The 23,600-nt window shown below is 56.3% G+C and carries 19 protein-coding genes; 8 read left to right on the top strand and 11 right to left on the bottom strand.

What is annotated here, in order from left to right; genetic code table 11:
* Positions 1 to 210 precede the first annotated feature (210 nt).
* The gene (locus ABU178_RS10510) at positions 211 to 363 is read left to right on the top strand and encodes a Hok/Gef family protein (protein WP_397214546.1); all 153 of its coding nucleotides are present in this window, start codon (positions 211 to 213) and stop codon (positions 361 to 363) included.
* Positions 364 to 772: 409 nt separating this feature from the next.
* Positions 773 to 1,048, top strand: a complete 276-nt coding sequence (locus tag ABU178_RS10505; protein ID WP_397214544.1) for a DUF333 domain-containing protein — start codon at positions 773 to 775, stop codon at positions 1,046 to 1,048.
* 26 nt (positions 1,049 to 1,074) lie between these two features.
* Here ABU178_RS10505 and ABU178_RS10500 read toward each other — a convergent pair whose 3' ends face one another.
* Positions 1,075 to 2,070: a 2-hydroxyacid dehydrogenase gene (locus tag ABU178_RS10500; protein ID WP_397214542.1), complete on the bottom strand. Its 996-nt coding sequence runs from the start codon at positions 2,068 to 2,070 to the stop codon at positions 1,075 to 1,077.
* A 162-nt stretch (positions 2,071 to 2,232) separates the two neighbouring features.
* Here ABU178_RS10500 and ABU178_RS10495 point away from each other — a divergent pair, with 162 nt between their 5' ends.
* Both ABU178_RS10495 and ABU178_RS10490 read left to right on the top strand, forming a co-directional pair.
* Positions 2,233 to 4,851, top strand: a complete 2,619-nt coding sequence (locus tag ABU178_RS10495; RefSeq protein ID WP_397214540.1) for a YdbH family protein — start codon at positions 2,233 to 2,235, stop codon at positions 4,849 to 4,851.
* The gene (locus ABU178_RS10490; RefSeq protein ID WP_397214538.1) at positions 4,848 to 5,036 is read left to right on the top strand and encodes a YnbE family lipoprotein; all 189 of its coding nucleotides are present in this window, start codon (positions 4,848 to 4,850) and stop codon (positions 5,034 to 5,036) included. The genes ABU178_RS10495 and ABU178_RS10490 overlap by 4 nt, the downstream gene beginning before the upstream one ends.
* An 80-nt stretch (positions 5,037 to 5,116) precedes the next feature.
* Here ABU178_RS10490 and ABU178_RS10485 read toward each other — a convergent pair whose 3' ends face one another.
* Positions 5,117 to 5,716 carry an FMN-dependent NADH-azoreductase gene (locus ABU178_RS10485; protein ID WP_397214536.1) on the bottom strand — a complete coding sequence of 200 codons (600 nt, stop codon included), beginning with the start codon at positions 5,714 to 5,716 and terminating at the stop codon, positions 5,117 to 5,119.
* 255 nt (positions 5,717 to 5,971) lie between these two features.
* Here ABU178_RS10485 and hrpA point away from each other — a divergent pair, with 255 nt between their 5' ends.
* Positions 5,972 to 9,871, top strand: coding sequence for an ATP-dependent RNA helicase HrpA (hrpA, locus tag ABU178_RS10480; RefSeq protein ID WP_397214534.1), 3,900 nt, complete (start codon positions 5,972 to 5,974; stop codon positions 9,869 to 9,871).
* A 47-nt stretch (positions 9,872 to 9,918) separates the two neighbouring features.
* On the opposite strand, the gene ABU178_RS10475 is transcribed toward hrpA, so the two are convergent.
* The 5 genes from ABU178_RS10475 to rstA all read right to left on the bottom strand — a co-directional run bounded on the left by ABU178_RS10475 (position 9,919) and on the right by rstA (position 15,106).
* Positions 9,919 to 10,728 carry a trypsin-like serine peptidase gene (locus ABU178_RS10475; RefSeq protein ID WP_397214533.1) on the bottom strand — a complete coding sequence of 270 codons (810 nt, stop codon included), beginning with the start codon at positions 10,726 to 10,728 and terminating at the stop codon, positions 9,919 to 9,921.
* A gap of 279 nt (positions 10,729 to 11,007) precedes the next feature.
* Positions 11,008 to 11,403, bottom strand: a complete 396-nt coding sequence (asr, locus tag ABU178_RS10470; protein WP_397214531.1) for an acid resistance repetitive basic protein Asr — start codon at positions 11,401 to 11,403, stop codon at positions 11,008 to 11,010.
* A gap of 170 nt (positions 11,404 to 11,573) precedes the next feature.
* Complete coding sequence (locus tag ABU178_RS10465) at positions 11,574 to 13,061, bottom strand: carboxypeptidase M32 (RefSeq protein WP_397214529.1); 1,488 nt, start codon at positions 13,059 to 13,061, stop codon at positions 11,574 to 11,576.
* Positions 13,062 to 13,082: 21 nt separating this feature from the next.
* Positions 13,083 to 14,384: a two-component system sensor histidine kinase RstB gene (rstB, locus tag ABU178_RS10460; protein WP_397214527.1), complete on the bottom strand. Its 1,302-nt coding sequence runs from the start codon at positions 14,382 to 14,384 to the stop codon at positions 13,083 to 13,085.
* Positions 14,381 to 15,106, bottom strand: a complete 726-nt coding sequence (gene rstA / locus ABU178_RS10455; protein WP_397214525.1) for a two-component system response regulator RstA — start codon at positions 15,104 to 15,106, stop codon at positions 14,381 to 14,383. The genes rstB and rstA overlap by 4 nt, the downstream gene beginning before the upstream one ends.
* A 177-nt stretch (positions 15,107 to 15,283) precedes the next feature.
* On the opposite strand from rstA, the gene ABU178_RS10450 reads away from it, so the two are divergent.
* Entirely contained in the window at positions 15,284 to 15,697 is a 414-nt protein-coding gene (locus ABU178_RS10450) for a hypothetical protein (RefSeq protein WP_397214524.1), read from the top strand.
* On the opposite strand, the gene ABU178_RS10445 is transcribed toward ABU178_RS10450, so the two are convergent.
* Together ABU178_RS10445 and ydgH are read right to left on the bottom strand one after the other, a co-directional pair.
* Positions 15,694 to 17,085, bottom strand: coding sequence for a basic amino acid/polyamine antiporter (locus ABU178_RS10445; RefSeq protein WP_397214522.1), 1,392 nt, complete (start codon positions 17,083 to 17,085; stop codon positions 15,694 to 15,696). The two genes, ABU178_RS10450 and ABU178_RS10445, sit on opposite strands and share 4 nt — an antisense overlap.
* Before the next feature lie 205 nt (positions 17,086 to 17,290).
* Positions 17,291 to 18,244 carry a DUF1471 family protein YdgH gene (gene ydgH, locus ABU178_RS10440; RefSeq protein ID WP_397214520.1) on the bottom strand — a complete coding sequence of 318 codons (954 nt, stop codon included), beginning with the start codon at positions 18,242 to 18,244 and terminating at the stop codon, positions 17,291 to 17,293.
* Positions 18,245 to 18,783: 539 nt separating this feature from the next.
* On the opposite strand from ydgH, the gene pntA reads away from it, so the two are divergent.
* Positions 18,784 to 20,316 carry a Re/Si-specific NAD(P)(+) transhydrogenase subunit alpha gene (pntA, locus tag ABU178_RS10435; protein WP_397214519.1) on the top strand — a complete coding sequence of 511 codons (1,533 nt, stop codon included), beginning with the start codon at positions 18,784 to 18,786 and terminating at the stop codon, positions 20,314 to 20,316.
* 11 nt (positions 20,317 to 20,327) lie between these two features.
* On the top strand, positions 20,328 to 21,716 hold the full coding sequence (pntB, locus tag ABU178_RS10430) for a Re/Si-specific NAD(P)(+) transhydrogenase subunit beta (RefSeq protein ID WP_397214517.1): 1,389 nt from the start codon (positions 20,328 to 20,330) through the stop codon (positions 21,714 to 21,716).
* A 45-nt stretch (positions 21,717 to 21,761) separates the two neighbouring features.
* Here pntB and uspE read toward each other — a convergent pair whose 3' ends face one another.
* Together uspE and ABU178_RS10420 are read right to left on the bottom strand one after the other, a co-directional pair.
* A complete protein-coding gene (uspE, locus tag ABU178_RS10425; RefSeq protein WP_397214515.1) occupies positions 21,762 to 22,724 on the bottom strand; it encodes a universal stress protein UspE in 963 nt (320 codons plus the stop codon).
* A 119-nt stretch (positions 22,725 to 22,843) separates the two neighbouring features.
* On the bottom strand, positions 22,844 to 23,596 hold the full coding sequence (locus ABU178_RS10420) for an FNR family transcription factor (RefSeq protein WP_397214513.1): 753 nt from the start codon (positions 23,594 to 23,596) through the stop codon (positions 22,844 to 22,846).
* Positions 23,597 to 23,600 lie beyond the last annotated feature (4 nt).

The following is a 23,600-nucleotide window of genomic DNA, read 5'->3' as shown; positions in this document are numbered from 1 at the left end:
TTGAATTAACTCAGATTTATCACGGAAGTTTGATTTAGAAACCGTCTTTATATAATATTGGCGCGGGTGCTTGAGGTTTTCTGCCTTAAGCATTTGCAGACGGCAGAAAGAGAAAAGCCCCAGGAGACTTAAAATCAACCTGAGGCCCATCTTTATGCCACACAACATAAAGGTAGCCTCTTACACGCTGAAAAGCAAGGAGAAGCAACCATGAAACAGCACTCGGCGGTATTTATCGCTGTTATTCTCATCATTGCGGCGACCAGCGTCGCTCTGGTCATGAGAAAAGACCTTTGTGAGGTCCGAATCAAAACCGGGTTGACAGATGTTGCTGTTTTAATGGCTTGCGAATCCGTTAAGTAAGAGCAACCGGCGGGGAAGGATCCCCGCCACTCTTTATAGTGCTGTGTTATAACCTCAATGCACCCATTCTTCATAAGAAAATGATTTTTTATTAAAACTCATTGTTTACCATTTATTTTTACGCTGTTTAGCTAAATTATTTGAGCGGCACTCTATTAAGATGCCCCTTATTTCATGATTTGTTCTCAGGAAGTTTTGGCCCCGATGGGTAAGGATACTTAATCCAGAAATCTTTCTGTCTTGCCCTGGTTTTCAGCGTTATCCTGGCGGCGGTAAACATGAAACAAGACAATTCCGGTTGCAAATCGGGCAACTAAATTTTGTAAAAAGCTATGTCGCCTCTCGACCCATTGATAATGCTGGCTTATGCTGGGTCGGCCTCTACCCACACTTTTCCGGAGTCCGACTGATGAAAGCAGCTTCCTTTCTGCTGGCCGGTGCCGCACTGCTGCTGTCCGCGTGTAGCAGCAACAGCGATAACGAGCCGCCGCAACAAGCCACTGCGGCCCATATTCAACCACAAGTCGTTATGTCAGCCATGGCTGAAACTAACTGCGCCAGCGCTGGCGGCACGCTGGCTTTTTCCCGCCAGCTGGATGGGACGCGCATCGGTATGTGCCAGCTCAGCAACGGACGCCGCTGTGATGAGAACGCGTTGGTTAACGGCAGCTGCGCCCGTTTCTGAAAAGCAGATGGCCCTCAACAGCGGCTTTACCCTGCTTTGACCTGATTGGAACAAGGTTCGCCCTTGTCCAGCTGGTTCAGGTTGCTTAAGGTTGTTTCTGAAATCGCCGTTAACGCTTCGGCGGTAAGAAATGCCTGATGGCCGGTAAACAGCACGTTATGGCAGGCAGAAAGACGGCGGAACACGTCGTCCTGAATCACATCGTTTGATTTGTCTTCAAAAAACAGATCGCGTTCATTCTCATACACGTCCATGCCCAGCGAGCCGATTTTTTGCTGTTTCAGTGCGTCAATCGCCGCCTGTGAGTCGATTAAACCGCCGCGACTGGTATTGATGATCATCACGCCATCTTTCATCTGGCTGAATGCGCTGGCGTTAAGCATATGGTGATTCTCCGGCGTCAGCGGGCAGTGCAGGGTAATGACATCAGCCTGAGCTAACAGGGTCTTAAGGTCGACATACTCCGCGCCGATCTCCAGCGCCTGTGGATTGGGATAAGGATCATACGCCAGCAGCCGCATGCCGAACCCCTTGAGAATACGTATCGCCGCCACGCCGATTTTACCCGTACCGATCACGCCCGCGGTTCTGCCGTGCATGTTAAACCCGGTCAGGCCTTCCAGAGAAAAGTTAGCGTCGCGGGTGCGCTGGTATGCGCGATGAATACGGCGATTCAGCGTCAGCATCAAACCCACAGCATGTTCCGCCACTGCTTCCGGTGAATAGGCGGGTACGCGAACTACCTCCATATTTAGCGAGGCTGCCGCCTCCAGATCGACATTATTGAAACCAGCGCAGCGTAGAGCGATATATTTCACGCCGTGCGCGGCGAGCGCTTCCAGTACCGCCTTGCTGCCGTCATCGTTAACGAAAATGCAGACGGCATCACAGCCCTCTGCGGTTTTCGCCGTGGCTTCAGTTAGCAGGAAGTCAAAAAATACCAGTTCAAAGCCGTAGCTTTCGTTAACCTGTTCCAGGTACTTCTGATCGTATTGTTTGGTGCTGTAAACCGCGATTTTCATCGTTTCGCTCCTGAAAAAGAACTACAAGTATCAGATCAGAATAACGGTTTCTTCCCGGTTTTGCTGATTATCAGGCGGTTATGCTGCGCGATCCTTCACCTGAGCGGCGTAACATGCCATCATCTTTGTCAGGATTAAGTAAAGAAAAGGATAGTCGGTGCCATGACGCGAGGCATTCGTCGATTACTGGCTGCGGTTCTGGCGCTGGCGCTTTTAGTGCTGGGCTTGCTGCTTACCCTTACCCAGTGGCTGCCGCGCCTGGCCGGGATCTGGCTGCCGCCGGAAACGCATATTGCGTTTTCGGGAAGTCCGCGCTGGCGCAACGGCGGTCTCTGGTTTCCGGATGTACGCTATCGGGTTAAAAATTGCGAGCTGGCGGCGATTAAATCTGTCTCGCTCAGCCGTCAGGCGCAGCGCTGGCGGCTCTCTGCCGATCGGGTCGAGCTTAACAGCAACTGTCTGAACCTGTTGCCCGCAGATGGGCAACCGGGTACGCCGCGCTCGCTGGCGCAGTGGCAGCGTATGCTGCCCGGCGCCGACATCCATCTTCAACAGCTTGTCATCTCGCCGTGGCAACAATATGCCGGATCTTTTGATTTACACCTCGATAAGGCGCAGCAACTGCTGCGCTATCAGGGCGACAATCTGAGCATCCGCGCGACCCTGAAGGGCCAGCAGCTAAACGTTGAACAACTCACTCTCGCGCATCCTGTACTGCCGCAGCCGGTAACCCTGAGCGGCACGCTTGAGCTGCCTGCCTTGGTTAATGGTCTGCCCGTGGCGGGGAATATCCGGGGTAGCGTGACGTTGTCACAATATCCGGCACCGCTTGATGTGGCTCTTATCTGGCAGCGCCAGCAGGGCGAATTGCGCATCCAGCCGCATGGCGAGTCGACGCCGCTGCTCCGTCTGCCGTGGCAGGCGAGCACCAGTGAAATTCATTTCGAACAGGGGGAATGGCGCTGGCCATTGGCGGTCCAGCCGCTGTCAGGCCGGGTTAGCCTGACTCTGGCTAACTGGCAAGACGGGCTGAACGCCACGCGTATTCAGGGGCGGTTTAATCTGCTCACCCAGGGACGCGGCGGAAAGGGAAACCTGGTTCTCAGCGTCGGGCCAGGCAAGCTGGGAATGATCGAGAGCGCGCTGCCGTTTCAGCTCACCGGCGAGAGCAAGCTGGCGGCGCTGCAATTGTATGGCTCCATTCCCGGCACGCTCACCGGTCCGCTGCTCGATCCGACGATTATTGTAAAGCCTGGCGCGCTGCTGCGTCTGCGTGGTCGTCTACTCTCTACGCTGGAAGTGGATGAAGCGCGCTGGCCGCTGGCCGGGATCGCCGTCTCGTCGCGCGGTATCGATGGCCGCCTGCAGGCGATCCTGAAAGCGCACGATCCCAGCTTCGGTCGCTTCACGCTGCATCTTGACGGACGCGCCAGCGATTTCTGGCCCGACGCAGGGCGCTGGAACTGGCGCTACTGGGGCGATGGGCTGATGGCGCCGCTGCATGCCAAATGGGATGTGAAGGGCACTGGCAGCTGGCACGACACCCTGATAGAACTCAGCACGCTCTCTACCGGCTTCGACCAGCTGCAATATGGCATGGTGAAAATGAATAAGCCGCGCCTGACGCTCACCGCGCCGGTGCGCTGGCAGCGTAGCCTGCAACAGCCTCTTTTCAGCGGCGGCTTTCAACTGCTGGCGGGAAAAACCGATTTAAGCAACGGCGGCTGGCTGCCGCCTTCGACGCTGGGCTTTCAGGTCAAGGGCGACGATCCCAGTAATTTCCTCTGGCGTGGGCAGCTGCGCGCTAATCAGATCGGTCCGCTGCGCGTACAGGGTCGCTGGGATGGCGAACGTCTGCGTGGCGAAGCCTGGTGGCCTTCACAGTCGCTAAAGGTTTTTCAGTCGTTGCTCAGCCCGGAGCTGAAAATGCACATAGAGTCTGGCGAGCTGCGCGCCCAGGTTGCCTTTTCCGCCGCCCGCGATCAGGGCTTCGAGGCGGGAGGGCACTGGACGGTGAAACAGGGCAGCATCCGCACGCCGGATAACGAGATCAACGGCATCGACTTCTCCCTGCCGTTTCGTCTGAAAGGCCAGCAGTGGCAGTTAGGCGTGCGTGAGCCGGTATCATTACGTATTGCCGAGGTGCAAAATCAGTTTGCGATGCAAAATATCAGCGCCGATCTTCAGGGTTACTATCCGTGGAATGAACATCAGCCGCTGAGGCTAAGCGATGTGAATATTGATCTGCTTGGCGGCCATATTAGCCTGGCCGCGCTGCGTCTGCCGCAGCATGACGCGGCGCGCGTGGTGATGCGCGACATCAACATGAGCAAGCTTATCACGGCGCTAAAACCCAAACAGATCGCCATCTCCGGCAAGGTGAATGGCGAACTGCCGCTCTGGGTAAATTCGCCACGCTGGCTGGTGGAAAAGGGCTGGGTTGCCAACAGCGGTCCGCTGACGCTGCGCATGGATAAAGATATGGTTGATGCCATCATCAGCAACAACGTTGCTGCGGGCGCGGCGATGGACTGGCTGCGCTATATGGAGATATCCCGCGCCTGGGCGACGCTCGATCTCGATACCCAGGGCAATCTCACTTTACAATCGCAGGTCAACGGCACCAGCCGTTTCAGCAACCGCGATCAATCGGTCAATCTCAACTACCGTCATCAGGAAAACCTGTTCCAGCTCTGGCGCAGCTTGCGCTATGGCGATAATTTGCAATCCTGGCTGGAGCAGAATGCCGCTCTGCCATTAAACAAGGATCCGAAACCATGAGCCTGAGAGCATTGCTGGTTATGGCAGTCTGGCTGCCGCTGGCGGGCTGCGTGCCGCGCATTGAGGTGGCGGCACCGAAAGAGCCGATTACCATCAACATGAACGTGAAAATTGACCATGAGATCCACATTAAAGCGGACAAAGATATGGATGCGTTACTGAAAAATCAGAGCGATAAGCTTTGAGGAGAGGCGGCGTGAAATTCACGGCATAAAAAAGCCGGGCAGCAGGCCCGGCAAGAAGTAGCTAAAAAATTAAATAATGATCAAGCAGCAACAATCTGTTTAATGGTTTCTTTGGCATCATTCGCTGCTTTGCTGGCCGCTTCCGGACCGTAAGCCATGCCTTCTGCAAAGACGAAATCCACGTTGGTCAAACCGAGGAAGCCCAGGAACAGTTTCAGGTAAGGGGTCAGCAGGTCAGCAGGCGTATCTTTATGAATGCCGCCGCGGCTGGTGATCACTACCACGCGTTTGCCTTTCACCAGACCTTCCGGGCCTGCTTCGGTATAGCGGAAAGTCACGCCAGCACGCGCAATCAGGTCGAAATAGTTTTTCAGCTGAGTCGGGATGTTGAAATTGTACATCGGTGCCGCCATAACCACGACGTCATGCGCCTGCAGTTCAGCGATCAGCTCGTCAGACAGCGCCAACGTTTCTTGTTGACGTGGGGTCAGCGGGGTTTCAGACGGACGCAGCGCGCCAACCAGTTCACCATCAAGCACCGGAATCGGATTCTCAGCCAGATCGCGTACGGTTACTTCGTCACCTTTTGCGCGCGCCTGCTCAACGTAGAAATCAGCCAGCTGGCTGGACTGGGAATAGCCGGCAAGGATGCTGGACTTCAGAACTAATACTTTGCTCATTCTCTTTTCCTGTCTGTAACGCGGAAGGCTTCCCGCTCAATGGGTTACACTTTAAGGGCTTTAGCGGGCAGGGGAAAGCGCAATATTTCGAGAACAATGTTCGAATTTATTGAATAAGCACCAGGGCATAACGGCGCCGGACCCGGACGAAATATGCTATGATGCGCGCAATTAACTCTTCGAATCAGCCGGTTAGTCCGGCCGACCGGCAGCAGTCGTTACGGGCTGCGCTGGCAGATAAGGTATGTCTTTATTATGTCATCACAGGTCTCATCGCCTCTTAATACGCTCTGGCCACGGTTGGATCACCTGATGCTGCGCGACCGCCAGCGATTGCAGCGTCGTCTGCAGGGGGCGGGAAAAGTCAAAAATCCCACGGCGCAGCAGGGGATCGCCGCTGAGCTGGAGCTGGAGATCGCGCAGGCGGAACAGCGCGTGGCGCAACGCGCCGCCGCCACGCCGCGCATCAGCTTCCCGGAAAACCTGCCGGTCAGCCAAAAGCAGCAGGATATTGCCGACGCCATTCGCGATCATCAGGTTGTCATCGTCGCGGGTGAAACCGGCTCGGGTAAAACCACCCAGCTGCCGAAAATCTGCCTCGCGCTGGGACGCGGGGTAAAAGGATTAATTGGCCATACCCAGCCGCGTCGTCTTGCGGCGCGCACCGTGGCGAACCGCATTGCGGATGAACTGGACACCTCGCTCGGCGGCACCATTGGCTATAAGGTGCGTTTTAACGATCAGGTCAGCGATACCACGCAGGTGAAGCTGATGACCGACGGCATTCTGCTGGCGGAAATCCAGCAGGATCGATTGCTGTTGCAGTACGACACTATCATCATCGATGAAGCGCACGAGCGCAGCCTTAACATCGATTTTCTGCTGGGCTATCTGCGTGAGCTGCTGCCGCGTCGTCCCGACCTCAAGGTGATCATTACTTCAGCGACCATCGATCCGCAGCGCTTTTCACGTCATTTCCACAATGCCCCGGTGATTGAAGTCTCTGGCCGCACTTATCCGGTTGAAGTGCGCTATCGCCCGATGGTGGAAGAGGCGGAGGATACCGACCGCGATCAGCTCCAGGCCATTTTCGATGCGGTGGATGAGCTGGGCGAGGAGAGCCGCGGCGATATCCTGATCTTCATGAGCGGCGAGCGGGAAATCCGTGACACCGCCGATGCGCTGATGAAGCGCGACCTGCCGCATACCGAAATTCTGCCGCTGTTTGCGCGCCTCTCGAACGCCGAGCAGAACCGCGTTTTCCAGGCGCACAGCGGACGGCGTATCGTGCTCGCCACCAACGTGGCGGAAACCTCACTGACGGTGCCGGGGATTAAATATGTTATCGATCCCGGCACGGCGCGCATCAGCCGCTACAGCTACCGCACCAAGGTACAGCGCCTGCCAATCGAGCCGATTTCCCAGGCGTCGGCGAACCAGCGTAAAGGACGTTGCGGACGCGTCTCAGAAGGTATTTGTATTCGCCTTTACTCTGAAGACGATTTTCTCAGCCGCCCGGCCTTTACCGATCCGGAGATTTTACGCACCAATCTCGCCTCGGTGATTTTGCAGATGACCGCCCTTGGCCTGGGCGATATTGCCGCCTTTCCCTTTGTCGAGGCGCCGGATAAGCGCAACATTCAGGACGGGGTACGCCTGCTGGAAGAGCTGGGCGCGATTACGCTCAGCGACGACAATCACTACAAACTCACCCCCTCGGGCCGTCAGCTGGCGCAGTTGCCGGTGGACCCGCGTCTGGCGCGCATGGTGCTGGAGGCGCAGAAATTCGGCTGCGTGCGCGAGGTAATGATTATTACCGCTGCGCTGTCGATTCAGGATCCGCGCGAGCGACCGGTAGAGAAGCAGCAGGCCTCCGACGAGAAGCATCGCCGCTTCGCCGATAAAGAGTCCGATTTCCTCGCCTTTGTGAACCTCTGGAACTATCTGCGCGAGCAGCAGCAGGCGCTTTCCGGCAACCAGTTCCGCCGCCAGTGTAAGAGCGATTATCTTAACTATCTGCGCGTGCGTGAATGGCAGGATATCTATACCCAGCTGCGCCAGGTAGTGCGGGAGTTAGGTCTACCGGTCAACAGCGAACCGGCGGCGTTCCGCGAGGTTCACTGCGCGCTGCTGACCGGCCTGCTGTCGCACATCGGCCAGAAAGACGCGGAGAAACAGGAGTTCACCGGCGCGCGCAATACCCGCTTCTCCATCTTCCCCGGCTCCGGCCTGTTTAAGAAACCGCCCAAGTGGACGATGGTGGCCGAACTGGTGGAGACCAGCCGCCTCTGGGGCCGCATTGCCGCGCGCATCGATCCTGAATGGATCGAGCCGCTGGCGCAGCACCTGATCAAGCGCAGCTACAGCGAACCGCACTGGGAAAAATCACAGGGCGCGGTAATGGCAACCGAGAAGGTCACGCTTTACGGCCTGCCGATTGTCGCCGCGCGCAAGGTGAATTACAGCCGCATCGATGCGGCGCTCAGCCGCGAGCTGTTTATCCGCCATGCGCTGGTGGAGGGCGACTGGCAGACGCGTCACGCCTTCTTCCGCAACAACCAGAAGCTGCGCAGCGAAGTGGAGGATCTGGAGCACAAATCTCGTCGCCGCGATATTCTGGTAGACGATGAGACGCTGTTCGCGTTTTACGATCATCGCATCGGCCACGAGGTGGTTTCCGCCCGCCATTTCGACAGCTGGTGGAAACAGGCGAGCCGGGAAAATCCGGAGCTGCTCAGCTTTGACAAACAGATGCTGATCAAACAGGGCGCAGAGAAGGTCAGCCAGCTCGACTATCCCAACTTCTGGCATCAGGGCAACCTTAAGCTGCGTTTGAGCTACCAGTTCGAGCCGGGTGCCGACGCCGATGGCGTGACGGTGCATATTCCGCTGCCGCTGCTGAACCAGGTAGAGGATCAGGGATTCGAATGGCAGATCCCCGGCGTGCGGCGTGAGCTGATTATCGCGCTGATCAAATCATTGCCGAAACCGCTACGCCGCCATCTGGTGCCTGCGCCCAACTATGCCGAAGCTTTCCTCGGACGCGTCACGGCGCTGGAGATGCCGCTGCTGGACGCCATGGAGCGCGAGTTCCGCCGTATGACCGGCGTCACCATCGAGCGCGACGCCTGGCAGTGGGAACAGGTGCCCGATCATCTGAAAATGACCTTCCGCGTGCTGGATGAGCACAACCGTAAGCTGCAGGAGGGGAAAGACCTCACGGCGCTGAAGGCGCAGCTGAAAGGCAAAGTGCAGGAGACGCTGTCGAAAGTGGCGGACGACGGGCTGGAGCAGAGCGGATTGCATATCTGGAGCTTTGGCGACCTGCCGCAAAGCTACGAGCAGAAGCGCGGTAACTATCAGGTCAAAGCCTGGCCCGCGCTGGTGGACGAAAAGGATAGCGTGGCGATTCGCCTGTTTGACAGCGAGCATGAGCAGCAAAAGATGATGTGGCGCGGACAGCGCCGTCTGCTGCTGCTGAATATTTCGTCGCCGGTGAAGTATCTGCACGAAAAGCTGCCGAACAAGGCCAAGCTCGGTCTCTATTTTAACCCTTACGGCAAGGTGCTGGAGCTGATTGACGACTGCATCGCCTGCGGCATTGATAAGCTGATGAGCGAAGCGGGCGGCCCGGCGTGGCGTGAAGAAAGCTTTGAACAGCTGCGGGAAAAAGTGCGCGCCGAGCTGAACGAGACGGTGGTGGAGATCGCCAAACAGGTTGAGCAGATTCTCACCACGGTGTTCAACATCAACAAGCGGCTGAAAGGACGCGTCGATATGACCATGGCGCTGGCACTTTCTGACATCAAAGCGCAGATGAGCGGGCTGGTTTATCGCGGCTTTGTTACCGCCAACGGCTGGAAGCGGCTGGGGGATACGCTGCGCTATTTGCAGGGCATCGAGCGGCGTCTGGAAAAACTGCCGGCCGATCCGCACAGCGATCGCGCGCGTATGCTGAAGGTGCAGGCGGTAGAGCAGGCGTGGCAGAGCTGGCGCAACAAGCTGCCGCCGCAGCGTCAGGATGATGAAGAGGTGCAGGCGATTCGCTGGATGCTGGAGGAGCTGCGCATCAGCTATTTCGCCCAGCAGCTGGGTACGCCTTATCCCATTTCCGATAAGCGTATTTTGCAGGCGATGGAGCAGGTCGCGGCATAACAAAAAGGCAGCCATCGCAGGCTGCCTTTTTTACATCCTCTCTCTTGTCAGAGCGCCAGATCTTCCAGTTTGTTGCGGAAAGAGGTTACGGCAATGGCACGGTTATCCGCCAGATAACGATCTTTGGCCGCTGGCGCGGAGCTTTGCACCGCAATCAGCCGCCAGCCATTGTCGCTTTGCAACAGCAGCGGCGAACCGCTGTCGCCAGGCAGCGTATCGCACTGATGCGACAGCACCGCACGCTGTGCCCAGCCAGTCACCAGACAGTCACTGTGCGAATAGAGCGTGTCGAGATGATCTTCCGGGTAACCCGCCTGGGTGACCTTGCGTCCGCTTGCTTTCAGCGCCGCGGTCAGATCGCCGCGCGAGCCGTCAAAAAGCGGGATCGGCGTGATCCCTGAAGGGGGGTTATGCAGGATCACCAGACCATAATCGAAGGGCGCGGCATCGGAAGGCACAATCCAGCCTTCACCATCAGCCTTGAGTTTACCGACCAGCGCCGGCTCGACGCGCGCGTCGATATCATGAATTTCATAGCGCCAGCCTTTGCTGCCAGCCATAAAACGCAGGGCGACCGGCTTGTCGAAGTTTCCGGGCGGCGTCAGCAGGCAGTGTCCGGCGGTAAGCGCCAGATGCGCCGAGATAAGGGTAGCGGTACAGAGATTGCCGCTTTCCGTTTCCAACTGGCCAATGGCGTCCCAGGGCGCGGCAGTCACGTCAGAGATGGCCTGGCGGTGATCCTTACCAAAGAATAGCGTCTTGATCTCGTCGGGATTGGGCGCCTCATCATCATCATCAGCATGGACGGCAGCAGTGAAACTGAATAAACCAACAAATAACAAGATAGCCAGGCGCATAGTTCTCTCAGTAGCGAGAATAAATAGAAGTTGTCGTCATCACGCTTGAGCAATAACTATAGTCGGTGAGCGGTAAAAAAGGGAGATTTATTGGAATAATCAGCACGCTACAACGACTAAACAAAAAAGCAAACCGCAACGATGCCGCAAATGATCATCACAAGAAGGATTATTTCGAAGCGATAGCGACGCACCATTCTTCGCGACTCCAGTAAACAAACACCCGGCAGAACCGGGTGTATTTATTCAGTAAGGCATAATCAGGCGCGCGGGCGAGCCTTATTTGGCGGCAGGCTTAACCACTTTTTTGTGGTGTTTTTTTGCTGCCTGGGCTTTCTGAGTTGCAGCCGGTTTGGTTACTTTTTTGTGGTGCTTTTTAGCAGCCTGGGCTTTCTGAGCCGCAGCCGGTTTGGTGGCTTTTTTGTGGTGCTTTTTAGCGGCCTGAGCTTTCTGCGCAGCCGGTTTTTTAGCGGTTTTTTTCACATGCTTTTTAGCAGCCTGCGCTTTCTGAGCGGCAGCTTTCTTGTGTTTATGCATGGTTTTGTGCGTAGCTTTAGCCGGTGCTGCGGTAGTGGTGGTCGCGGTGGTTGCCGGAGCCGCAGTCGTTTCAGCTGCGAAAGCGACGGAAGAGAGACCCATAGCAGCGGCGATCACCAGTGCAAATAATTTTTTCATTGCAAATTCCTCGGACTATTTTCATGTATTAGCCCACTGCGGGGCCGGTGAAAGCACTATAGGGAAAACAGCGTTCGCTTTCCGTCAGTGTTTGGTATCGGCGTGTAACGGATTGTACAAGGAGGCGGGAAGAGGAATAACGGCGGCGAAAATCGCCGCCGTGAGGCGAATCAATCGGCCAGGTAACGTTGCTCCAGATGCTGGCGGAACCACTGCGGATTCAGGGCTTCGCCGGTGGCATGTTGGAAAAGCTGATCGGTTGAGAAGCGGCTGCCGTGCTGCCAGATATTTTGCTGCATCCAGTCAAACGCAGGCTGCAAATCGCCCTGCAGGATCTGCTGATTGATTTGAGGCAGAGCGCGTTTCAGCGACTGAAACAGCTGCGCGGCATACATCGCGCCCAGGGTATAGGTGGGAAAATAGCCGAATGCGCCATCGGTCCAGTGAATATCCTGCATACAGCCGTCACGGTAGTTGCCGCGCGTATCCAGTCCGAGGTAGCCCTGCATTTTCTCATCCCACAGCGCAGGAATATCCTCTACATCGATCTCGCCCTCAATCAACAGGCGTTCAATTTCATAACGCAGCATCACATGCGCAGGATAGCTCACCTCATCGGCATCAACGCGAATTAACCCCGGCTTCACGCGCTGCGTCAAACGAATAAAATTGTCGCTCTGCAGGGCGGGCTGATCGCCCATCTCCGCTGTCACCTGCGGCAGGATGTGCTGCAAAAATTCGCGGCTGCGTCCCAGCTGCATCTCCATAAACAGGCTTTGCGATTCGTGTACCGCAACCGAGCGCGCCTGCGCGACCGGCTGGCCTGCCCATTGCTGAGGCAGATTCTGCTCATAGCGCGCGTGCCCGGTTTCGTGGATAACACCCATCATAGCGCTGAGGAATTCGTTCTGGTTATAGCGCGTGGTGATGCGCACATCTTCCGGTACGCCGCCGCAGAAGGGATGTGCGCTGATGTCCAGCCGACCATGGTTGAAATCAAACCCCAGCAGCTTCATCAGGCTTAAGCCCAGCTGGCGCTGCGACTCTACGGCAAAGGGGCCGACCGGCGACGATAACGGCTGTCCGGCCTGTTTTGTCACCACCTTTTGCAGCAGCTCCGGCAGCCAGCTCTTCAGATCGCCGAAAATGCTGTCCAGCCGGGCGCTGGTCATGCCCGGCTCATAGAGATCCAGCAGCGCGTCGTAACGCGAGCTGCCGCTTGCCTCGGCCCGCAGACGCGCCTCTTCGCGGCTCAGCGCCACCACCTCTTTTAAATTAGTGGCGAAACCCTGCCAGTCATTGGCCGGACGCTGCTGACGCCAGGCATGCTCGCAGCGCGATCCGGCAATCGACTTCGCCTCTACCAGCGAGGCGGGCAGCAGTGACGCCTGCTGCCAGGCGCGGCGCATTTCGAACAGGTTGGCCTGCTCCACATCGTTTAACGACTCCTGCTCCGCCGCCGCGATCAGCGTGCCGACACGCTTGTCGGTCAGAATCTCATGCTGCAACACGCTGAGTTCGGCGAGGGCTTCGCCGCGTGCGCGGCTGCCGCCAGCGGGCATCATGGTCTGCATATCCCACCCGGCGATGGCGGAGAGATGACCAAAACGGGAGAGTCGTAAAAAAGTAGCGCTAAGCTGTTGATAAGCTGAGGTCACGCGTGGCTCCTTGTTGATATGTTAACGCGACGGGATCTCCCGCAAGGGTAAATCAACCGGCCAGCAAAAGCGAACGCTGGCACCGCCCAGCGGGCTGCTTTCTATCGAGACCTGGCCGCGCAGCGCCAGAGCGATAGAGTGGACAATCGCCAGGCCGAGGCCGCAGCCGCCGGTCGCGCGATCGCGGCTCGGGTCGAGGCGCACAAAGGGTTCGAATACGCGCTCACGCTCCTCCGCAGGGATACCCGGTCCGTCATCTTCCACCTGCAAACAGCCCAGCGTGCCGTCAAACCACAGGCTGATACGCAGCCGCTGTTGGGCATAACGCAACGCGTTATTCGCCAGATTGTCCAGCACGCGCTCCATCAGTCGGTGATCGGCGAAACCGTGGTTTTCCCGCTGCGGAATATCCAGCGTGATATCCGCCTGTGGATTCAGGGCACGCAAATCCTCGATGCGTTCGCGCAGCCAGCTGGCGAGATCGACCTGTTGCAGGTTCAGATCGACGCGCGGCCGGTCCAGCCGGGCGTAGGTGAGTAATTCTTCAATCAGGCTCTCCAGCTGACCGATATCCCGATTGAGCGCCATCGACTCGCTTTCGCTCAGGTTATCGCTCATCTCCAGCCGGTAGCGCAGCCTGACCAGCGGCGTGCGTAATTCATGCGCGATGCCGTCGATCAGCTGCTTTTTGCTGGCGACCAGGGTGTTGATGTTGTCCGCCATCTGGTTAAAGGCGACGCCGAGGCGGAACAGGCTGGAGGTGCTGTCGAAATGGGTACGCACGTCCAGCTCACCACGGCCGAAGCGCTGCGCGGCTTTCTCCAGACGCAGCATCTCTTTCCAGTGCGGACGCATCCAGATAAACACCGGCAGCGCCAGTGACATGCCGATAAAAGCGAGCAGGGCGATGTCCAGCAGGCGCATCTGATGCAGATAAAACAGATAAGGGATCGGTCCTACGGAGAGCACATAGTGGCTGCGCGGAATGTGCTGCAAAAAGGTGTACTTATCGTCCAGCGCCACAATTCCGCCCGCGCGCAGGCGGCGCATGTCATTCTCATCAAGCTGATATTTGCTCATCGGCTCGATTTGCAGATCGAAGGAGAGATCGAGATCCAGGCTTTTAATGGTTTTGTTCCAGTCGCGCGGCGGGATCTCGCGCAATTCGCTGCGCATCAGAAACAGCGAGCTGGCCATCAGATCGTTCATCGACTGGCGACCGGCACGTTCGGCGGTAAATTTGTACACCAGGCCGACCAGCAGCGTCATCACCAGAAAACAGACAAACAGCAACAGATAAAACTGGATAAAGAGCTTTCTCATGCTGAGCGGGTTTCCCAAGCCTGTGGCGCAAACAGATAGCCTTTATTGCGAATGGTTTTGATGCGAAAAGGCTCGGTAGCGCTGTCGTGCAGCTTCTTACGCAGGCGTGAGATCGCCACGTCAATACTGCGGTCAAGGCCGTCATAGCTGACGCCGCGCAGGTTTTTCAACAGCGCGTCGCGATTCAGAATCTGCCCGGCGTGGGTCGCCAGCTCCCACAGCAGATCGAAATCCGCCGTGGAAAGGGCGATCTGCTCGTCAAACAGCGTGACCTGGCGATTTAAGGTATCAATAGTGAGCGAGCCGAAACGCAATACCTTTTGCGAGCTTTGCGCTGGCAGGATTTCCTCGCTCTGTCCCAGCTGCGCCTGACGTAAATGCAGACGCAGGCGCGCCAGCAACACGGCTGGCGGCGTGGTTTTCAAAATATAATCGTTGGCGCCCATCTCCAGCGCCAGAATATGGTTCATGTCGCTATCGAGCGAGGTAAGCAGCACAATCGGGCCGTGCCAGCTGGCGCGTAAATCGCGACACAGCGTCATGCCATCTTTGCCCGGCAACATGATATCCAGCATCACCAGGTCAGGTTTGACGGCGGCAATCACGGCTTCGGCGCGATCGCCGCGGGTTTCAACCATCACCTCAATATCGTGACGTCCGAGATAAGCGGCGATCAGTTCGCCTACTTCCGGCTCATCTTCCACAAAAACAATTCTGTTCATAATTCACTACGACAGTTAAGCGTGGTCAGCAGCATAACTTTTCCTGCACTTTAGCTCTATGCCACCGCACTAAATATCCGTGCGTTACTGGTATCCATACTGCAAAATGTGCCATCATTACATCTGCGCCTTTGCGCAAGATTCGGAATCGTATTGGTAAACAGGGGGAGAATGAGGGTGTCTGATAAAGAGCTGGCTTCAGCCATATACAGTGACCGCATCTGCTTCAATTACAGTGATTTTCTTTCCGCATCTTGCAAAAAACGCTGGAGCTTTGTTGACGCCATTTACGGCGTGATGCCGATTTTCGGCATGGTAACGCGTAAATCCGCCCATAGTGTACAGGCCAGTGATGAGCACCTGAAAGAATTAGCATTGCAAATCATTTCAACGCAGGTAAGTGATGAGATCAATATTGCGCGTCTCATTACGCTGGCGGAACAGCAGCACATCGGCCGCTTCGACATTCAGTTACCTTATCCCTTATCAGAACAGCAGCTTGAAGCGATTCATAACGAATACCACAAGCCGCTGAACCTGTCACAGCAGGACGACCTGCTGTGTATCATTATTCCCGGCGTCGCTCATTAAGCCGTCAACTGCCAGAGCGCCGGCAGCGATCCCGCTATCAACAAAACGATCGCTACCCGTTCCAGATGTGACAACGTAACGTCAGCGCGACCGCCGCGTCGTGCGTAGAGAAACAGCAGCACGCCTGGCGCATACAACACTATCGAAAGCAGCAAATGCAGCGGGCCTGAGGCGTAAAGCAGCCAGAGGCCATAGACGCTGGCAACGATCCCGGTCAGCATCGCCAGCGGTTTGTTCTGCCCGCGCACCACTTTTATCAAATAGAGACCCACCAGCAGATAGGGCACCAGAATCATCTCAGAGGCGATGGTAAGCAGCGTGTTGTAGTCCGCATGGGTCAGAGCAATCAGAATCAGGCACACCTGCACGCTGCCATTGGTCAGCCAGAGCGACGCGGCGGGCGCGTTACGCTGGTTTTGCCGGGCAATGCTGCGTGGAAAGGCGCCCTGCTGCGCGGCGAGGAAAGGAACTTCCGCCGCCATGATGGTCCAGCTAAGATAGGCGCCGCAAACCGAAACAATCAGACCAAGAGCGATAACCGCATCGCCCCAGTGACCCATAAGGCGCGTCATCAGCCCCGCCATGGAGGGGTTGCGCATCTCTGCCAGTTCGGCACGCGGCACAATGCCCAGCGAAAGCAGGGTCACCAGCAGGTAGACCGTCAGCGCCGCCAGCACCGCCAGCAGCGTGGCGCGGCCCACATCTTTTTTCTGACGCGCCCGCGCGGAGACCACCACCGCGCCTTCCACGCCGATAAACACCCACAGGGTGATCAGCATCGTCTGCTTCACCTGTTCCCAGAGCGGCACGCCGAGCGTCAGGCCGCTGAAGTCGAAGCGGAAACGATCCAGATTAAAAGCGGCCACCGCCAGCACAATAAACAGCACCAGCGGAACCAGCTTGCCCAGGGTGGCGAGCATGTTGATCGCGGCAGCGGTCTGCACGCCGCGCAGCACCAGCCAGTGCACCAGCCAGAGCAGAACGGAAGCGCCGAGCATCGCCTGCCAGGTATTGCCATCGCCGAACACCACATGATCGGGCGTATCGGTAAAAAAGCTCAACGCTGAAAAGACGATCACCAGATAAGAGACGTTAGCGATGACGGCGCAGAGCCAGTAACCCCAGGCGGAGCAGAATCCCATCAGCTCGCCGAAACCCGCGCGCGCATAGGTAAAGATGCCGCCATCGAGCTCAGGTTTCAGACGTGTCAGCAGCAGCATCGCCAGTGAGAGAAACAGGATACCCACCCCGGTAATCAACCAGCCAACCAACAGCGCTGCCGGGCCAGCCACCGCCGCCATGTTTTGCGGCAAGCTGAACACGCCTGCGCCCAGCATCGAACTGAGTACCAGTGCGGTCAGCGCACTGAGGCCTAATTTTTTCTCCAAAACGCCATCCTCTAACAGCATAACTTGCTGGTTAATTTTCTGACCGTCGAATTTTAGCGCGATTGTTCGTGTTAAATTAAACGGAATGCCCTGAAAACAGGCGGCAGATTTTACGGAGTGAGGCGCAGGATGGCAATGCGTGACTATGCAAAAGCAGGCAGGAATTATGCAAAAACGAGGGCGACGGGCGCCGCCCTCTGGCAACTTATTTGAACAGATCCGCAGTAACCGTCAGGTTGCCGCCGCTCTGGTTCTGCCACTGACGCGTGACGTGGTAGAACTTCGCGCCTTTCGTCGCAGCGCGTTTCGCCACTTCTTCAGAGATTTCCGTCGGCGTCCCGAAGTGACCGGTAAAGGTCACGGTATCAAACGGTTGCATCTGCGCGGCGGTGATGGCGTTTACTTCCTGCACCGACTGACCGTTCGGCAGCGTGACAGTGTAACGTTGTCCGGTAGAAGATTGCGTTTCGAAGAAACGACCCACATTGCTGCTCGGCGTTTCTGATGAGGCGACGCCGGGGATCTCTACCTGCTTCGCGGCAGCGCCGCCCGTAGCCAGCGCCGCTTTGCCTGCTTCAGAGTTGGCCGGAATGGCGTTCGGGCTCTGCACCTTGCGCTCTTTAGCGTCAGCTTTATATACATAGGCGGTCACGTACTGATTGCCGCCGTTGTTGGCGTCAATCTGACGCACAATAAAGAAAGAGGCCGCGCCTTTCTCCTTCGCCGCTTTGGATATCGCTTCATTCACATCAGGCTGACTGGCAAAAAAGCCGCTGACCGATACCGTATCGAAAGGCTCCAGGCGATAGGCTTCCGCTTTTGGCAGCTCTTTTACGCCGTTAAAGCTGCGTAGGGTCGTATCCGGCACCGCTTTCGGCGCATCTTCATGATAAAGATCGGCCGTGACGCGCCAGTTGCCGCTGTTGCCGTTACTGTCATTGATACCCTGAATATAGTAAGCCGCTGCGCCCAGCTCGTCCGCGCGCTTAGAGACGGCATCTGCTGCATCGCCGATAGCATTGAAGCGACCGGTAATATTAATACGTTCGAATGGCTTCAACGCGGCCGCTTTTTCCGGCGTCAGCTCCTGAGCAGCAAACGCGTTCGCCGTCAGCAGGGATAACAAGGCAGACGCCAGAATGGTGATCTTCAGCTTCATAAAAATAATCCTTCGCCTTACGCAAAAATGAGAACGAAAACGTGCTGGACTCTTGATGTATAACAGATTAGCCGCTGATTATTGCATGTAATAATGATGCTGTCTCAGGCAATTTCTGCGACATAAATCGGCAAGTTGACCAACAAAATAATCTTTTCGTCATACCAGCCTGTTATGGCTTTTTTTTGTTCCGGTTACCACTTTTGCTGGTAACGCTTAACGGCTATCCCGTTAAAGTATTGTTAAATAAAAGTTTTTAGGAATAGTTAATTCGTCGTGACACGATTTTGCCCGGAACATTATTTGTTATTGCGACGAAAATGCAGTGTCAAATAGGGGCATTTATCTTTTTTGCCTGAATAATTGTGTGAATGTCATAAGTGAGAGTTATCGCTGTGGATCGGTAATCTTATTTTCAGTAGGTTATAAACACTTTGATACATGTGCATTTCGTTCATAAGCACGTGAAACAGTGTTTCACATGCGGCATCGTTATGCGGGTTACAGGCCATCATCATTAACCGATGAAAGGGAAGAGTATGTTAATTGGGGTACCCAAAGAGCGGTTGTCCAATGAATCTCGCGTGGCGGCAACGCCGAAAACCGTCGAGCAGCTGATAAAGCTGGGATTCAGTGTGACCGTTGAACATGGTGCGGGCAAGCTTGCCAGCTTTGACGACGACAGCTACGTGGCGGCAGGCGCCACGCTCAGCGACACGCAGGAGGTCTGGCATTCAGATATCGTGCTGAAGGTCAATGCGCCTGATGATGAAGAGATTCTGCTGACGCGCGCCGACAGCACGCTGGTCTGTTTTATCTGGCCTGCGCAAAACCCGGCGCTGCTGGAGAAACTGGCGGCGCGCAATATCAACGTGATGGCGATGGATGCCGTGCCGCGCATCTCCCGCGCTCAGTCACTGGATGCACTGAGTTCGATGGCCAACATCGCGGGTTACCGCGCCATTGTGGAAGCGGCGCATGAGTTTGGCCGTTTCTTCACTGGCCAAATCACCGCCGCAGGAAAAGTGCCGCCGGCGAAAGTGATGGTGATCGGCGCTGGCGTGGCCGGTCTGGCCGCCATCGGCGCGGCTGGCAGTCTGGGGGCGATCGTTCGCGCCTTTGACACCCGTCCGGAAGTAAAAGAGCAGGTGCAAAGCATGGGGGCGGAGTTCCTCGAGCTGGACTTTGAAGAGGAAGCGGGCAGCGGCGACGGCTACGCCAAAGTCATGTCGGAAGCCTTTATCAAGGCCGAGATGGCGCTGTTTGCCGCGCAGGCCAAAGAGGTGGACATTATCGTCACCACGGCGCTGATACCGGGCAAACCCGCCCCGAAACTGATCACCGCTGAGATGGTTGCCAGTATGAAGCCGGGCAGCGTGATTGTGGACCTGGCGGCACAGACCGGCGGGAACTGTGAGCTGACCGTAGCTGACCAGATCACCCTGACGGACAACGGCGTGAAGATCATCGGCTATACCGATCTGCCGAGCCGCCTGCCGACGCAATCTTCTCAGCTCTACGGCACCAACCTGGTGAACCTGCTGAAGCTGCTGTGTAAAGAGAAGAACGGCGAAATCGCCATCGACTTTGACGATGTGGTGATCCGTGGCGTCACGGTGATTCGTCAGGGCGACGTTACCTGGCCGGCACCGCCGATTCAGGTTTCCGCTGCGCCAAAAGCGGCTCAGCCCGCCGCACAGCCGATCAATAAAACCACTGAAAAACCCGCAAAGCCGTGGCGCAAATACCTGCTGCTGGCGTTAGCCATCGTGCTGTTTGCCTGCCTGGCGAACGTGGCGCCGAGCGAGTTTTTGTCTCACTTTACCGTGTTTGCGCTCGCCTGCGTGGTGGGTTACTACGTGGTCTGGAATGTCAGCCATGCGCTGCATACGCCTTTGATGTCCGTCACCAATGCCATTTCCGGCATTATCGTGGTAGGCGCAGTGCTGCAAATGGGACACGGCGGCTGGGTGACCTTCCTCGCGTTTGTTGCCGTACTGATTGCCAGCATCAATATCTTCGGTGGCTTCACCGTGACGCAGCGTATGCTGAAAATGTTTCGTAAGAATTAAGGGGTAGCAACATGTCTGGCGGATTAGTGACTGCAGCATACATTGTTGCCGCGATTCTGTTTATTTTCAGCCTTGCCGGTCTCTCAAAGCATGAGACCTCAAAGCAGGGCAATATTTTTGGCATGAGCGGCATGGCGATCGCGCTGCTGGCCACCATCTTCGGTCCTGATTCCGGCCACGTCGCCTGGATTCTGCTGGCGATGGTGATTGGCGGTGCAATCGGCGTACAGCTGGCGAAGCGGGTCGAAATGACCGAAATGCCGGAGCTGGTTGCCATTTTGCACAGCTTTGTCGGCCTCGCCGCGGTGCTGGTGGGCTACAACAGCTACATCGATCACGCGCCGGGCCTTGCGGCGGTGCTGGAAAATATCCATCTTTCCGAAGTCTTTATCGGCATTTTTATCGGCGCGGTGACCTTTACCGGCTCGATTGTGGCTTTTGGCAAACTGCGCGGCAAAATCTCGTCAAAACCGCTGATGCTGCCGCATCGCCATAAGCTTAATCTGTTGGCGCTGGTGGTCTCCTTCCTGCTGCTGATGTGGTTTGTTCAGACCCACAGCAGCGGCGCGCAGGTCTTCGCGCTGTTGCTGATGACGGTGATTGCGCTGGCGTTTGGCTGGCATCTGGTGGCGTCAATTGGCGGGGCGGATATGCCGGTGGTGGTATCGATGCTCAACTCCTATTCCGGCTGGGCGGCGGCGGCGGCGGGCTTTATGCTCAGCAACGACCTGCTGATCGTTACCGGCGCGCTGGTAGGCTCGTCCGGTGCGATTCTCTCTTATATTATGTGTAAGGCGATGAACCGCTCCTTTATCAGCGTGATTGCTGGCGGCTTCGGCACCGACAGCAGCGGCGGCGGCGACAGTGAACAAGCGGGCGAACACCGTGAAATCACGGCGGAAGAGACGGCTGAGCTGCTGAAAGCCTCCTCATCGGTGGTAATCACCCCGGGTTATGGCATGGCGGTGGCACAGGCGCAATATCCGGTGGCGGAGATCACAGAAAAGCTGCGCGCGCGCGGCATCAAGGTGCGCTTCGGCATCCATCCGGTTGCCGGACGTCTGCCGGGGCACATGAACGTGCTGCTGGCGGAAGCGAAGGTGCCATACGACGTGGTGCTGGAGATGGATGAGATCAACGATGATTTCAGCGATACCGATACGGTGTTGGTGATTGGCGCCAACGACACCGTTAACCCGGCGGCGCAGGAAGATCCGCGCAGCCCGATTGCCGGAATGCCGGTGCTGGAAGTCTGGAAAGCGCAGAACGTGATTGTCTTTAAACGTTCAATGAATACCGGCTATGCCGGAGTACAGAACCCGCTGTTCTTTAAGGAAAATACCCATATGCTGTTTGGCGATGCCAAAGCCAGCGTAGAGGGAATTCTGAAAGCGCTGTAAAGGATAAGGGGCGAATGATTCGCCCCTTTTTCTTTGCTGACAAATTTAGTCGTCCTCTTCCTCATCTTCCTCCTCCTCCAGCTCGATCGGCGATTTGAAATCGTCCGGCTTAATCGCCAGCAGATCGCAGCGCAGATGATCGATCACCTGTTCGGCGGTATTGCCGAGGAAGGCCGCCGAGATACCGGTACGGCCAATGGTGCCCAGCACCACCACGCCAGCCTCGAGATGGGCGGCCAGCTCCGGGATCACTTCTTCCGGCAGGCCTTTCGAGACATGGGTAAACTCTTCTCGAATACCAAACTTCTGCCGCAGCGCCTTCATCGCCACCAGGTGCTGGCCGCGAATGGCATCGTTGTAAACGCTGGGATCGAAATCGGGCAGTTCAATGGCGATATTAATAGGCGTAATCGGGTAAGCACCGACCAGATGGACCTCGGTATGGTTGACCATCTCCGCCAGCAGGGCGGTTTCCCGGATCAGCTTCTGGTTCAGCGCGTCGTGATGCGGCTCCTCGCTGGCGAGATTTACTGCCACCACCGCTTTGCCGCCTTCTGGCCAGGGCTGATCTTTCACCATCCAGACCGGACAGGGACATTTACGCAGCAGATGCCAGTCGGTAGGAGTAAAAATCACTGCCTCCAGCCGGTCATGCTGATGCGCCATTTTCAGCACCAAATCGTGCTGGTGATTCAGCACTTCCTGGATAATCGCCTCATAGGGCCGGTTATGCCAGATGACTTTGATGTCGATTTCCACGCCTGACTCCAGGTAGGCGTGCGCCTGTTCTCTGATCCATTCGGTGCGCTGGCTGATGACGCCCTTACGCATGGTGGTGCGCTCATCGGGAGAAAGCAGGGTAGTCATCTCATAAGAGAAGTCATAGATCGGCAGGAAAGCTTTAATTTTGCCGCCAATGCGTTGATTAAGATAAACCGCTCGTCGTAGCGCGGGTTGGTCATCCTGCTGCGGATCGATGGCGACCAGGATATTTTGGTAACGGGACATAGGAATTTCTCCTTAAACCAAAGCGAGTCTGGTTTAAAGATAGCCTAAGTCATCGGCAGGAAAAAGGGAAAAAGTTCTAGCCGGATCAATAAAATAACTTTTACTGACCCGGCTTAGTATCAGGCAGCTTGATGGCTCTGTCCGGCCAGTTCGGCCAGCAACGCATGATTTTCAATAGTGATATATTTCCCTTTCACCGCCAGCATGCCGTTTTTCTGAAAACGCCCAAGCAGACGACTAATGGTTTCCACCGTCAGGCCGAGGTAGTTGCCGATGTCGCCGCGCGTCATGGTAAGACGAAATTCACGCTGGGAAAAGCCGCGCTGGCCGAAACGGCGCGCCAGGTTCCAGATAAAGGCGGCCAGACGCTCTTCTGCATTTTTCTTCGACAGCAGCAGGATCATCTCCTGGTCGCCTTTGATCTCACCGCTCATCAGCCGCATCATCTGCTGGCGCAGCGCCGGCATTTTACCGGAGAGATCATCCAGGGTTTCGAAAGGAATTTCACACACCATGGCGGTCTCCAGCGCCTGGGCAAAGCTGGGATGATTGCCGCTGACGATGGCGTCGAAACCGATCAAATCACCGGCAAGGTTGAATCCGGTAATCTGCTCATCGCCCTGTTCGGTGATGGTGTAACTCTTAATGGTCCCGGAGCGGATGGCATAAAGGGACTTCAGCTCATCGCCCGCTTTAAACAGCGTCTGGCCTTTCTGGATCGGCTTTTTGCGTTCAATGATATTGTCCAGTTGATCCAGCTCATGTTCATTCAATGTAAAAGGAATACAGAGCTGACTGATGCTGCAATCCTGACAGTGAATAGCACAACCGCCAGACTGTATGCGACGAATATTGCGTTTTTCCGGGATCATAATA

The organism is Pantoea osteomyelitidis, from assembly GCF_044342975.1.
In the GTDB taxonomy this organism is placed as follows: Bacteria; Pseudomonadota; Gammaproteobacteria; order Enterobacterales; family Enterobacteriaceae; genus Pantoea; species Pantoea osteomyelitidis.
This window is presented reverse-complemented; position numbering and strand designations above follow the sequence as displayed.

Coding starts and splice junctions, on each gene's coding strand:
- pntB (WP_397214517.1), top strand. CDS start 20,328: ATGTCTGGCGGATTAGTGACTGCAGCATACATTGTTGCCGCGATTCTG.
- pntA (WP_397214519.1), top strand. CDS start 18,784: ATGTTAATTGGGGTACCCAAAGAGCGGTTGTCCAATGAATCTCGCGTG.
- ABU178_RS10500 (WP_397214542.1), bottom strand. CDS start 2,070: ATGAAAATCGCGGTTTACAGCACCAAACAATACGATCAGAAGTACCTG.
- ABU178_RS10495 (WP_397214540.1), top strand. CDS start 2,233: ATGACGCGAGGCATTCGTCGATTACTGGCTGCGGTTCTGGCGCTGGCG.
- ydgH (WP_397214520.1), bottom strand. CDS start 18,244: ATGAAGCTGAAGATCACCATTCTGGCGTCTGCCTTGTTATCCCTGCTG.
- rstB (WP_397214527.1), bottom strand. CDS start 14,384: ATGAGAAAGCTCTTTATCCAGTTTTATCTGTTGCTGTTTGTCTGTTTT.
- rstA (WP_397214525.1), bottom strand. CDS start 15,106: ATGAACAGAATTGTTTTTGTGGAAGATGAGCCGGAAGTAGGCGAACTG.
- hrpA (WP_397214534.1), top strand. CDS start 5,972: ATGTCATCACAGGTCTCATCGCCTCTTAATACGCTCTGGCCACGGTTG.
- ABU178_RS10505 (WP_397214544.1), top strand. CDS start 773: ATGAAAGCAGCTTCCTTTCTGCTGGCCGGTGCCGCACTGCTGCTGTCC.
- ABU178_RS10420 (WP_397214513.1), bottom strand. CDS start 23,596: ATGATCCCGGAAAAACGCAATATTCGTCGCATACAGTCTGGCGGTTGT.
- ABU178_RS10485 (WP_397214536.1), bottom strand. CDS start 5,716: ATGAGCAAAGTATTAGTTCTGAAGTCCAGCATCCTTGCCGGCTATTCC.
- ABU178_RS10475 (WP_397214533.1), bottom strand. CDS start 10,728: ATGCGCCTGGCTATCTTGTTATTTGTTGGTTTATTCAGTTTCACTGCT.
- ABU178_RS10490 (WP_397214538.1), top strand. CDS start 4,848: ATGAGCCTGAGAGCATTGCTGGTTATGGCAGTCTGGCTGCCGCTGGCG.
- ABU178_RS10510 (WP_397214546.1), top strand. CDS start 211: ATGAAACAGCACTCGGCGGTATTTATCGCTGTTATTCTCATCATTGCG.
- uspE (WP_397214515.1), bottom strand. CDS start 22,724: ATGTCCCGTTACCAAAATATCCTGGTCGCCATCGATCCGCAGCAGGAT.
- asr (WP_397214531.1), bottom strand. CDS start 11,403: ATGAAAAAATTATTTGCACTGGTGATCGCCGCTGCTATGGGTCTCTCT.